The organism is Rhizobium sp. WSM4643 (assembly GCF_025152745.1).
In the GTDB taxonomy this organism is placed as follows: Bacteria; Pseudomonadota; Alphaproteobacteria; order Rhizobiales; family Rhizobiaceae; genus Rhizobium; species Rhizobium leguminosarum_I.
Window position 1 is genome coordinate 244201 of the sequence record NZ_CP104041.1, and the last position, 12377, is coordinate 256577.

Consider the following 12377-nt stretch of genomic DNA (forward strand, 5'->3'; position numbering starts at 1 on the left):
ATTTCGCTCCATAGGTTCCGCCCGCATCCGTGACGTAGGGACCAAGCAATGGCGCGTGTTTTTTTGAATGTTTCTAATAATGTATCGCGAATTTATAGAGATAGCCTATTTGTCGCGACAGCGATCGCCCTGATTGGCATTGCAGCATCGCCGGCTTCAGCCCAGAGTGCATCCGCAGATGCCGGTGCCACAACGCTGGAACCGATCGTCATTCAAGGTGCATCCTCCGATAGCAAGACTGACCGGACGTCCGTTGCCGCCAAGAACAGTTCGGCCGCGACCAAGATCAACACGCCGCTCGTCGAGATGCCGCGTTCGGTCTCGGTGACCACCGAAAAGGAAATCGAGCAGCATGGCGCCCAGAGCATCATCGAGGCCGTGCGCTATTCGGCCGGCGTGACGACCGGACCGAACGGCTTCGATCCGCGCTTCGACCAGATCTTCATTCGCGGCTTCAACGTTACGACGGTCGGCGACTATCGTGACAGCTTGCGCCAGCCCTACATCAATTACGGCATGTTCCGCACCGATCCCTATCAACTGCAGCGCGTCGAGGTAATTAAGGGGCCGGTATCCGTGCTCTACGGCTCGGGATCGCCGGGCGGTCTCGTCAACAAGATATCGAAGCTTCCGACCGAAGAGCCGATCCGCGAGGTGGGTGTTTCATACAGCACCAAGGATCGAGCTCAGGCGATGTTCGATTTCGGCGGGCCGATCAGCGAAGACAACGACGATTTCCTCTATCGCATCGTCGGCCTTGCCCGCCGTGGCGACACCAATTTCGATATTGCCGACGATCGCTATTTCCTGGCGCCGTCGTTTACCTGGAAGCCTGACGAGGGCACGACCTTCACGCTGTACGGTCTGGTGCAGGCCGACGAGACCGACTCTAATGTCGGCGCGATCACGACCTCGGACGGGAGGATCCTCGACATTAGGGCGAGCGATCCCGACTATGACTATCAGAAGGTCAAGCAGCAGCAGCTCGGCTATCAGTTCGAGCATGAATTCGACAATGGCCTGACGTTCCGGCAGAACCTGCGTTATTCGCATCTCGATCTCAGGGCTCGCTACCTCGGCGTTTTGAGTTGGACGGACACTGTTGCGCATCGGTACCCGAATTCGATCCGCGACGAGATGAATGTCTTCCAGGTCGACAACCAGCTCGAGGCGAAGTTCGATACCGGCCCGCTTGCCCACACGATGCTGTTCGGGCTCGACTACACCAATCTGCAGTCAAGCTTTGGCTATGGCCTCGGAGCCGCCGATCCGGCATTCGACTTCGATATCGACAACCCGACCTATGGAGTCTCGAGCGCTACGCCGGACTATAATTTCTTGGCTTCCGATGCCGATTTGCGGCAGGTCGGCATCTACGCCATGGACCAAATCGAGGTCGGAAACTGGCGTTTCAACCTCGGCGGCCGACAGACCTGGGTGAACCAGACGCGAGATGCGACCTTGCCCTCGGTCAGCTCGGAGGAGGTCGATAAGAATGCCTTCTCTGTACAGGCCGGCGCCCTTTACCTCTTCGACAACGGCATCGCGCCATTCATTTCCTACGCGACCTCCTTCGATCCAGTCACCAACCGATCGGCCACCAACACAATTCTTCCGCCGACGAAGGGCGAGCAATACGAGCTCGGCGTGAAGTACCAGCCTCCCGGCTCCGACATCCTGCTATCGGCCGTTGCCTATCACATCGTCGAGCAGAATAAGCCGAGGCTTGCCGATCCGTTAACCTTTGCCTACGACTCCCAGGGCGAGGTGACTGGAAAGGGTATCGAGCTTGAAGCCCGCGCGGCTATCGCCGACGGTCTCGATATCATTGCGGCCTACGCCTATAACGACTCCGAAGTTACCGGGGGCGACAACGTCGGAAATACTCCGGCCATCACCCCTACCCACATTGCGAGCCTGTGGGCGAACTACACTTTCCAGGAAAGCAATCCCTTCAACGGTCTGTCGGTTGGCGCGGGCGTGCGCTACATCGGTGAGACTTGGACGGATGTGGCCAATACCTCGAAGAATCCTGCGACCTTCTATGTCGATGCATCCGCCTCCTATGATTTCGGCGCGGTCGACAAGAAATACGAGGGCCTGACGGCAGCCTTCGCCATCCGCAACATCGCCGATGAGCGCGAAACAGTTTGCGAAGAGGGATTTTGCTATCTCGGCCAAGGCCGCAACATGACCGGCACCCTGAAATACCGGTGGTAAGGCGCGGCAATGGAGACAAACGGGATGTTCCAGCGCCCGACCTTGATCGCTGACTATCCTGTCGCCCACCAGGCCGTCGACCTCGACGGTCTAGTGGTGGGCGACGGACCGTTCTCTTATTGCCGCGGCAAGCTGCTCAGCGCTCCCCCGCAGACGGGCATCGTCGTTTCCTGCAGGGATCTTTGCGACCGAGCGATCTTCGAGGAGATCATTGGCCGATATACGCAAAAATTTCCTGGCAGCGACCGTCGCGCGCTCGTCTCCATGTGGACGCTCCATTATTTCAGCATGCTGACGATCGCGTCCAGCGTCCACATGTTCGTGCACCGCATCGGGCTGCAGCTGGAGATCGACCGGCTTTCGCTCGTCCGCAACGAGCATACGGGTGAGCCGGAAGCATTCGTGATGTCCGGAAGGTCCAATGTTGCCGGTGTCCGACGGCAGGACTCGTTCTCCATGGCGAAGATGACGTGCTGATCTGCTCCCTTCATCAGGCTCAATGTCCAAAGCCGGGTCAATGTCGACCGAATCCTTCTTGGTATCGAGACCTGATCTCGATGACATTTTCGCTCGCGATGGCTGCTATTTGTTTGATTTTCCAGGAACTTAGGGTAGCAACGCGTCTAATTGATCGCGGAAGTATTGGTCAGCTCAGAAGATTTGCCGAAATGGAACAGGATCATTGTTTAGTTAATACTAAATTATTGAATCTGGCGCGAGATCTTGCATCAGCCGGCACACCGGTCGTCGCAGTACCTTGGAGGAGACCCGCATGAAACGCCCGAGTATCAAGCAAGCCCTGATCTTAAAGCTGTCGGTCATCAGTCTGTTCATGGTCGGCCTGTCCTATATCTCGCTGACCACGATTTCGACACTTCGTGCCAACACGGAGCAGATCGGGACCTTCTGGATGCAGCGGCTGGTGACGGCTCGCGAGATCAAGGATAACTTCCTCGAGCTGAAATTGGTCTATGGACAATACCTTCTCGTGGACACGGCGGAGCAAAAGAAGGCCGGACAGCAAGAGATCGACGCGGCTGGCGTTGATCTGGACACGGTTGTCGGCGAATACGAAAAGGGCGTCCGCACGGAGCGTGGTCGCGCACTGATCAATCAGATCAAGCCGGAACTCGCCAAATATCGCGCGCTGGCAGAGCAAATGATCGCGTTTGAAAATGACGGGAGGAGGCCTGAAGCAATCGGCCTTTTCAAAAAAGATATGGAGCCGCAAGCCGAGCTGGTGAACAAGGCGGTGGCGGATTTAGTCGCTTTCATTCTCAACCAGGCCGAAGGCTTTGTGACCGCGAGTGGAGATTCCGCACAATCCGCTTTCCTGCTGACGGCCACGATCGCAGGGCTGGCCGTGCTTCTTGCCATAGCCGGCATCTTCTTTGCGATATCGGGGATAGCCAACCCAATCCGGAGCATCGCCTCCGCCATGAGGCGCTTGTCGGATGGCGATCTTGACAGTGATATTCCCTATGCCGGTCGCGCCGATGAAGTGGGCGAAATGGCCGGTGCGGTTGAAATCTTCCGCCAGAATGCCCTCAACGTCGTCAGGCTCGAGAAGGAAGCGGCCGAATCCCGCAGCGAGAGCGAGGCAGCGCGCGCCGCAGCCCAGCAGCGCACCGAACGCGAGGCGGAACAGTTGCGCTTCGCGACCACGACATTGGGCGAAGGCCTCCGGCGGCTTGCAGCGGGTGACATATCCTTCCAGCTTTCGGAGCAATTTGCGGCCGAATACGAAGCCTTGCGCGAAGACTTCAACGCTTCGCTCCGGCAATTGGGCGCGACGATCGGCGCAGTGCTTCAAACGGTGCACAGCATCGATAATGGTACCGGTGAAATTGCATCTGCCGCGCAGGATCTTTCCAAGCGTACCGAACAACAAGCAGCCTCTCTCGAGGAGACGGCTGCAGCCCTGGACGAGATCACCTCGAATGTGACGATGTCGACCAAACGCACCGACGAGGCGCGCAATGTCGCCAAGGAAGCCGACATCAGCGCCCAGCAGTCGGCAACTGTCGTCTCGCAGGCGGAACAGGCCATGCGACGCATCGAGGACAGTTCACAGCAGATTTCAAACATCATTAGTGCAATCGATGAAATCGCCTTCCAGACAAACCTCTTGGCACTGAATGCCGGCGTTGAAGCTGCCCGTGCGGGTGAGGCGGGCAAGGGCTTTGCAGTAGTCGCACAGGAAGTCCGTGAGCTTGCCCAGCGCGCCGCTCAAGCGGCCAAGGAAATCAAAGGCTTTATTCAAAAGTCGTCAACTGACGTGCAAAATGGCGTGAAACTGGTCCTCGAAACCGGAACATCGCTGAAGTCGATCGGCGAGTATGTCGTGCAGATCAACCAACTCATGGATGCGATTGCCACATCGGCGCGCGAGCAGTCGACGGGACTTGCCGAGATCAACACAGCAGTCAATCAAATGGACCAGGCGACCCAGCAAAATGCGGCGATGGTCGAGCAGTCGACGGCTGCCGCCGCCTCATTGTCCTCCGAGGCAGGCCGCCTGCGGGATCTGGTCAACCAGTTTCAATTGGACGGCGACAAAAGCGCGGACGGGCAGCGCAGCGAACGGACCTTTGAAGGCAACAGGCCCATCCACTTGGTCGCTTCGCGGCGCGTGACGCAAAGATGACGCGTAACCGACTTCAAATCACTTACATGAGACAACCCTGCCGGCGGTTCCAGTCGCGTTCGTTCCTTGAGCACCGGCCAGAGCTATTTCGATGCCGACGGGTTGGTTTCTGATTACTGCATTGATCCAGCATGTGGCCCTGGATCTGTTTTGTCCTGGTAGTCGCGACATCGACTGCCGGCTATCGTCCGATACCGGTCAGCCACGCCGGCTTTTTCCGCATTCTGCCTCGACAGCTCCAACACTGCGGCCCAATCGAGGCGTCATTCGATACTGTTCGCCCTCGTTGGTCAGGAAGCCATGGACCACGAGATAGTCGCGGAGGATGCGCACCCCGGTCGGCTTGGCGGTGCGATGGAAATATACACAAATTTGCTTTCGCTTCTCTCCTGATCAGGTACCCCTCCGTTGAGGATCAGCCAGGTCAGTTCCGGTGACCGCCGCGACAGCTTCAGCAGCGCCTGCATTTTCGTGACAAGCAGCTGAACGAAGTCGATATCGTCATCGAAGACAGAAGAGGGAGGGTTGTCGGTATTGAGATAAAAGCGGCAGCATCCGTCTCGAGTTCCGATTTTTCCGGATTGCGAATTTTGGCCGAAGCATGTGGAGAACAATTTGTTTCAGGCATTGTCTTGTACGATCATAACAAGGTGATTCCATTCGGCGAACGCCTATCAGCCGTGCCAATTTCGGCGTTGTGGCATTAACGCCTGGGAATTTCGCTTCAATCTCCAGACGCGAGCATTCCTGAAATTCCGACGGTGTCGATGAAAATGGGCCGCAGGTTCGATTCCCTTCAAGGCGGTCGTCCTGCTTTCTGTCGCAAAACATTATGGACGCAGCGATATTCTCATATCCCGCCGCATCCTGTAGGCTCGATGTCTGCAGCCCTCGGAAAATTTCAGATCGATGAAAAAAACTTTCAATCCGGCCTCGGTGCGCCGGCCTTTCGGAAATTACAATCACGGCCTGCTGGTGCCGCCCGGCGCCGCGCTGCTCGTCACGTCGGGCCAGCTTGGTATTGGTCTCGACGATACTGTTCCGAGCGACATCACTGCTCAGGCGGAACTCTGCTTCAAGGCGATCAAGGCGATCCTCGAAGAGGCGGAAATGAGGTTTGCCGACGTCATCCGCATTTCGGGCTTCGTCACCCGCCGCGAGGATTTCCCAGCCTATATGGCTGTACGAGATCGCTATACGCTCGATCCGAAGCCGGTTTCCACCTTGCTCGTCATCGGCGGCTTTACCCGCCCTGAGTTTCTCGTCGAGGTCGAGGTGACGGCTGCGAAAATCTTCTAAAAGCGCTTCATCGCGTCTCCGACGCGGTCGAGGAATTTTGCGCGCGTCTCCGGCGTGCAATTGTTCATGTCGTAATGGGCTAGGAACGTCACCGGCCTCAGCGGATTGATCTGCGCCCTCAGCACGCGCTTGACGATTTTCTTCGGCGGGTTGCCGGCGACGAAAGCCCGGAAGGGCGTTGCGCCATAAGTCAGGACGGCTGCGAGCTTGCGGATGTGGCGTAGCCGCGATTCCACCTTGCCGTCGACCAGCTCGAAGGAAACGCCCGGCAGCCAGACGCGGTCGAAATATCCCTTCAGGATTGCCGGAAAGCCGAAGTTCCAGATCGGGGTGCAGATCACCAGCCCCTCGGCCGCCTTCAACCTTTCGACATGCGATTCCACTAGCTTCAGATTTTCCGGATAGTCGTGATAGACGAGCCGGTCGTGGCGCGAGAGCACCGGATCGAACCGCTCTTCATAGAGGTCGCAGCCATCCACAACATGCCCGGCCTTCTCAAGGCTCTCGACGGTTTGCCGGTAAAGCGCCTTGCCGTAACTTTCCTCGACCGGGTGAGAGTGGAGGACGAGAACCCTCATGAGGCCTCCATCAGGGCCGCCAGGCCGGGGAAGAGATAGTTCTTGCCGGCGTTGAAATCGAAATCGGGATTATCCCATGCGATCATCTTGCCGGGATTGAGCAGGCCCTTCGGATCGGTTTCCTGCTTGAAGGCGAGCTGCACCGCGTCGGTGCGCTTCATGCCGCCTTCTTCCAGCGTATAGCGGTGCGGGTTGAAAATCGGGCATCCATTGTCCTGGTGGATCTTGATGATCTCCTCCAGCCGCTCCTCGGTGGTATAGCGCACCAGCGGCAGCCCGGAGCACTGGATCTGTCCGTCGAATTTGATGAATTCGAGATGACCCGGAACTTCGTCACCGAAGATTTCGACCATCTTCCGAACCTTGGCGACATGATCCGGCCCCGGATATTGCACTTGCAGATAGGTGAAGCTCGGGTCGACCTTCAGCGCACGCAATGTCGTGTGGTTCCAGGCAAGCTCATAGGCATGCGGGATCCCGCGCATGCTTTCCACCTTGTCGGAGCGGAACATGATCTCGCCCTTCTGCGCCGCTGTGAAGGCAAGAAAAGCATCCATGGAGTGCGGCGCGATCATCAGCACGGCGATCGACTGGCCCTGACGGATGTAGGGCTTGTGGCGGGTGAAATAGTCGTAAGGAATGGGAGCGGCAATCGGTGCGATCTCCTTGACGAGGATCCCGTTGCATTTCGCCAGTGCGTCTGAGAAGCGCACCGCTTCCATGAAGTCGTCGTAACCGACGAGCACATCGACCCAGTCATAGGCAGGTGCAAGCGGCATCTCGATCTCGGTGATGATGCCGTTGGTGCCGTAGGCGTGGCTCACCTTCTGGAGATCCCAGCCGGTGAGATCGAGGACACGCGGTTCGGCTTCCATGGTGACGACGCGCAGGCGCAGGATGTTGCCGAGGTCGCGCAAGCCGCCCCAGGTGATCGAGCCGACGCCGCCGGAACCGCCGGCGATGAAGCCGCCGACCGTCGCCGTCTGCGCGGTGGAGGGGTGGAAACGCAGCTCCTGGCCGGAATGGGTCTTGGTCTGCTTGTCGAGCTGCGCAAGCACGATGCCCGGTTCGCAGATGACGCGGCCGGGATTGATCTCCTTGATCTTGTCCATGGCTGCAAGGTTCAGCACGATGCCGCCGGAAAGCGGCATGGCCTGGCCGTAATTGCCGGTGCCGGCACCGCGCGGCGTCACCGGCACGCCATGGGCATAGGCGACCTTCAGCGTCCGGATGACCTCTTCCTCGGTCTTCGGCGTGACGACGAGATCGGCCGTCACATTGTCGAGCTGAGCTTTGAGTACAGGCGAATACCAATAGAAATCCCGGCTCTTCTGGCGAACCAGCGCCGGATTGTCCTCAACGGCGATGCCTTCGAGTTCCTTTTTGATCTTCTGATAATCGGCCATGTCAGGCTCCAACGACGTTATCGAGTTCACGGTAATCCGGCAGGCTGCGGTCGATCACCTTGCCGCGGCGAAGCACGACGCGGTCAGACTGCGGACGGGACAGGAATTCACTCCAGCGCCGCGCGCTGAACAGCACGAGATCGGCCGGATCGCCGGCGGCGATGCGGCCCTTGTCCGGCCGTCCGACGATGGCGGCGGGCGAGGTGGTGACGACACGGGCGGCGGTATCGAGCGGGTGGTCGAGATGCAGAATCCGCACGGCCTCGCGGAAGACCTCCACCGGATCGAGATCGCCATAGGCATAGAACGGGTCGCGGGTATTGTCGGATGCGACCGCGGTCGCGACACCGGCGGCGGCCAGTTCCTTGAACAGCGTGACGCCGCGCCAGCGCGGGGTGCGGCTGGAAGAGCGATCCTGCAGATACATGTTGCACATCGGCAGTGAAATGACCGCGATGCCTGCCTTGGCGACCAACTCGACGGTGCGCGCGGCGGTGTCTTCGTCCTGGCGGGCGAGCGAGCAGCAATGACCGGCGGTCACCTTGCCCTCGAACCCGTTGCGCAGCACGGCCTCGGCGATTGCCTTCAGTGTTTCCACGCCGCGATCATCCGTCTCGTCGACATGCAGATCGACATTCAGGCCCTGCTCTGCGGCAGTCCTGAAGAGCGTGTCGAGCTGCCAGACAAGCTCCGGCCCCATCCGGGTGACGCCGCCAAGCAGGCCGCCGTTCTGTCGGATTGTTGTGACGAGATCGGCAAAGAAGGCGCTGTCTGCCATGGCATCCAGCGGGAAGAGGGCGACCGCCTGCAGCGCGATCCTGTCCTTCCAGACATCCCGGATTTCGGCAAAAACCTCGAAGGAGATGCGATGCTGGGGCGCAAGCGAATCCAGGTGCGTACGGATCAGGCTGGTGCCATGGGCATAGGCGGAGCGGAGCGAGAATTCCATGCGCCGTTTGACGTCCGCGGCTGACCAGTTGGCCTCTCGATCGGCCCTGACGGCATCGAGCGCGCCCATGAAGCTGCCGTCGGGATTGGCCTGGCGCGGCCAGATATGGCCTTTGTCGAGATGGGTATGGACATCGGCAAAGCACGGCCAGACCATACCGTCCTTAAGATCGGTCCTGGCGTAATCGGCGGGTGCGGCGCCGGCCGGCCGGATGGCGGCAATCGTGCCGTCGCTGATGACGATATCGACCGTGGCCAGACCTTCCGTGACCGGCACGTCGACATGCTCGACGGTGACGGCGGGCACCGTCGCATTGCTCAGCACGAAGCGGGCCGCATTCGGCGGGGATATGAAGGAATAGGTCATCAGTTTTCCCGTTTGATGCTGCTTTCATGCCAGCGATGAAGGCTCAGCCAGGCGATGAAGGTGGTGAGGCCGAAGATCGCCACCCCAAGCATGGAGAGCATCAACAGTGCCGCAAAGAGCCGTGGTATGTTCATCCGGTACTGCGCTTCCAGCAGACGGAAGGCGAGACCGGAGCCGGCACCGGCAGAGCCCGCGGCAAATTCGGCGACGACGGCGGCGATCAGCGCCAGGCCGCCGCCGATGCGAAGACCGGTCATGAAATAGGGTTGGGCGGCAGGCAGTTTGAGAAAGAGCAGCGTCTGCCAGCGTGAGGCGCCGTAGAGCTCAAAGAGGTTGATCAGATTGTGGTCGACGCTCTTCAGGCCCTGGACCATGTTCGACAGGATCGGGAAAAAGGCGACGAGGAAGGCGCAGATCAGCAGCGCAACCTGCGTGGAGGGCGCGTAGATCAGGATCAGCGGCGAGATGGCGACGATTGGCGTTACCTGCAGGATGACGGCAAGGGGATAGAAGGCAAGCTCGACCCAGCGCGACTGCACGAGAAAGATCGCAAAGCCGACGCCGCCGGCAAGCGCCAGCATCAGTGAGATGAAGGTGATCTTGGTGGTGACCCAGAGGGCAGGGGCAAGCGTAGCCCAATCCGTCACGAAGGCGTTTGCCACAGCGGCCGGTCCTGGCAGGATATAAGGCGGCACGCCCGACAATTTCACATAGGCGTACCAGACGAGGATCATCAGGGCGATGACGAGGAAGGGGATGGCGATGCGCAGCGCAAGATCGCGGCGCCTTGCGCTTGCGGTACCCTTAACGAGCAGCGGCGATGTGTCTGTTTCGTCGCTCATCAATGATCCCCTGCCGAATTGATCGCCCCGATCAGCGAATGCGACACCGTTTCGCAGGCCTTGCGGTATTCCTCCGAGGTGCGGTAGTGGGCGTCGCGTTCGAGGCTGGTGATCAGCGGGACGTCGGCATGCACGCGCCCGGGCCTTGCCTTCATCACGACGATGCGGTTCGAGAGATAGGCGGACTCGAAGACCGAATGCGTCACGAAAATCACCGTAATGCCGGTCGCTTTCCATAGCCGCAGCACGTCGTCGTTGAGCTTCTGGCGGGTGATCTCATCGAGCGCGGCGAAAGGCTCATCCATCAGCAGCAGCTTCGGCTTCGTCACCAGCGCACGGGCGATCGAGACGCGCATCTTCATGCCGCCGGAAAGTTCGCGCGGATAGCCCTTGGCAAAATCCTGAAGGCCGACGGTGGTCAGCACTTCCATGATTTGATCATGCGCGGCTGCCTTCGAAACGCCCCTCAACCTCAGCGGCAGATGGACATTGTCGAACACGTTCTTCCAGGGCATCAACGTCGGCTCCTGGAAGACAAAGCCGATATCGCCCTCCGGCAGACCTCTGGAATTGATGCGAGAACTCGGCCAGTCGATCGTTCCCGAGGTGACATCGCCGAGACCGGCTATGATGCGCAGCGCCGTCGACTTGCCGCATCCGGAAGGGCCGAGCAGGCTGACGAACTCGCCGCTTTCGACCGTGAGCGACATGTTCGAAAGCGCGGCAGTGCCGCTGGAAAAGACCTTCGAGACCGACTGCATGACAACAAGCGGCCGCTTGCGCGTCTCTTTCGGGGATACCGCCTGGGCGTTTGCTGAGAGCATTGCTGTCTCGTTCATGCGGGAGGATACGGCCCGCCACATCCTCGATGGCGGACCAGGAGAGCCGTCAGTCGGCCTACTTCTTCAGTGCCACGCCGGTGCTCTTGCAGACGAACTTCGTCGTAAAGGCTTTGGTGTAGTCCGTCTCCGGCTTGAAGACCTTGATCGCCACCATCTCGTTGAAGAACGTCTTGTAGTGCGCATCGGTGATGCAGCCGATGCCCTTGTCGAGGCTATCACCGGATTCGATGATCCCGTATTCCTTCATCTTGGCGATGGAGTAGGCGAGCTGGCCATCCGTCATTTCAGGATTATCCTTCTTGATCAGTTCGTTCGCCTTGGCGTTGTCGCCGTAGAGGTAGTTGTACCAGCCTTCGATCGAGGCATCGACGAAGCGCTGCACGACGTCGGGTTTGCCGTCGATCATTGTCTGCGTCGTCGTGATCATCGTCGAATAGGGCGAGTAGCCGTTGTCGGCGAGCAGGAAGACCTTCGGCTCGAAGCCTGCCTGCTTCTGGATCTCGTAGGGTTCGGAGGTCAGGTACCCCTGCTGAGCTGAGTCCTTGTCTGCAAGGAAGGGCGCGGGACTGAAGTTATAGGGCTTGTACTGCTCGTCCTTGAAGCCTTTGAAGTTGGCCTTCATCCATTCGAAATAGGTGAGGTAGCCGTCCTTGCTGAGGAACAACGTTTTCAGCTTGGCGAGATCCTCGAACTTGTCGATGCCGTTATCCGGATGGGCGATCAGCACCTGGGGATCCTTTTGGAAGATTGCGGCGACATCGACCAGCGGAATGCCCTGTTCGACGGCGGATACCTCTCCCTGCGGACCGCCCATGTAGAAATCGAGCTTGCCGGAGATCAGCAGCGCGCTGTTTGCAGCATTCGGGCCGCCCTGCACGATGGTGACGTCGAGGCCATATTTTGCATAGGTGCCGTCGGCGACGGCTTGGTAGAAGCCGCCATGTTCCGCCTGGGCAAGCCAGTTCGTCCCGTAGCTCACCTTGTCGAGGGCGAGCGCCGGCGAGGCGGCGGCAAGCACCGAGGCGAGGCCGAGGCAGCGCAGGAATTGCATCTTCGTCTGTGTTTTCAACATGGTTGGCAGTTCCCTTTTTGAGCCGAGGGAAGCCTTGCTCAGCCCCCTTTTGAGGGAATTTGAGCCATTGCCATGCGCTTTGAAAAGCATCAAAATTCGTGCGCATTGATGCCTTTTCGGCATCTCTGGGAAAGCTGAAGATAATTTGTGCGCCAT

9 protein-coding genes and 2 pseudogenes are annotated in these 12377 nt (G+C 59.1%); 5 read left to right on the forward strand and 6 right to left on the reverse strand.

The window, feature by feature from the left end:
- The first annotated feature begins 48 nt into the window (after nt 1-48).
- From N1937_RS25055 to N1937_RS25075, 5 genes and pseudogenes are all read left to right on the forward strand, one after another.
- A complete protein-coding gene (locus tag N1937_RS25055) occupies nt 49-2220 on the forward strand; it encodes a TonB-dependent siderophore receptor (RefSeq protein WP_260059659.1) in 2172 nt (723 codons plus the stop codon).
- Between the two features lie 9 nt (nt 2221-2229).
- Nucleotides 2230-2646 (forward strand): annotated as a pseudogene (locus N1937_RS25060) (siderophore-iron reductase FhuF); the annotation flags it as partial.
- A 346-nt stretch (nt 2647-2992) separates the two neighbouring features.
- Nucleotides 2993-4867, forward strand: coding sequence for a HAMP domain-containing methyl-accepting chemotaxis protein (locus tag N1937_RS25065; RefSeq protein ID WP_260059660.1), 1875 nt, complete (start codon nt 2993-2995; stop codon nt 4865-4867).
- 464 nt (nt 4868-5331) lie between these two features.
- Nucleotides 5332-5574 (forward strand): annotated as a pseudogene (locus N1937_RS25070) (ATP-binding protein); the annotation flags it as partial.
- Nucleotides 5575-5776: 202 nt separating this feature from the next.
- Nucleotides 5777-6166, forward strand: coding sequence for a RidA family protein (locus tag N1937_RS25075; RefSeq protein WP_260059661.1), 390 nt, complete (start codon nt 5777-5779; stop codon nt 6164-6166).
- Here N1937_RS25075 and N1937_RS25080 read toward each other — a convergent pair.
- From N1937_RS25080 to N1937_RS25105, 6 genes are all read right to left on the reverse strand, one after another.
- Complete coding sequence (locus N1937_RS25080) at nt 6163-6744, reverse strand: NAD(P)H-dependent oxidoreductase (protein ID WP_260059662.1); 582 nt, start codon at nt 6742-6744, stop codon at nt 6163-6165. The genes N1937_RS25075 and N1937_RS25080 overlap by 4 nt on opposite strands.
- Nucleotides 6741-8150 carry an FAD-binding oxidoreductase gene (locus N1937_RS25085; RefSeq protein WP_260059663.1) on the reverse strand — a complete coding sequence of 470 codons (1410 nt, stop codon included), beginning with the start codon at nt 8148-8150 and terminating at the stop codon, nt 6741-6743. The genes N1937_RS25080 and N1937_RS25085 overlap by 4 nt, the downstream gene beginning before the upstream one ends.
- 1 nt (nt 8151) lies before the next feature.
- Nucleotides 8152-9465, reverse strand: coding sequence for a cytosine deaminase (locus N1937_RS25090; protein ID WP_260059664.1), 1314 nt, complete (start codon nt 9463-9465; stop codon nt 8152-8154).
- Complete coding sequence (locus tag N1937_RS25095; protein ID WP_260059665.1) at nt 9465-10307, reverse strand: ABC transporter permease; 843 nt, start codon at nt 10305-10307, stop codon at nt 9465-9467. The genes N1937_RS25090 and N1937_RS25095 overlap by 1 nt, the downstream gene beginning before the upstream one ends.
- Nucleotides 10307-11131 carry an ABC transporter ATP-binding protein gene (locus N1937_RS25100; RefSeq protein ID WP_260059666.1) on the reverse strand — a complete coding sequence of 275 codons (825 nt, stop codon included), beginning with the start codon at nt 11129-11131 and terminating at the stop codon, nt 10307-10309. Before N1937_RS25100 ends, N1937_RS25095 begins: the two co-directional genes overlap by 1 nt.
- Before the next feature lie 73 nt (nt 11132-11204).
- A complete protein-coding gene (locus N1937_RS25105; RefSeq protein ID WP_260059667.1) occupies nt 11205-12221 on the reverse strand; it encodes an ABC transporter substrate-binding protein in 1017 nt (338 codons plus the stop codon).
- Nucleotides 12222-12377: the final 156 nt, after the last annotated feature.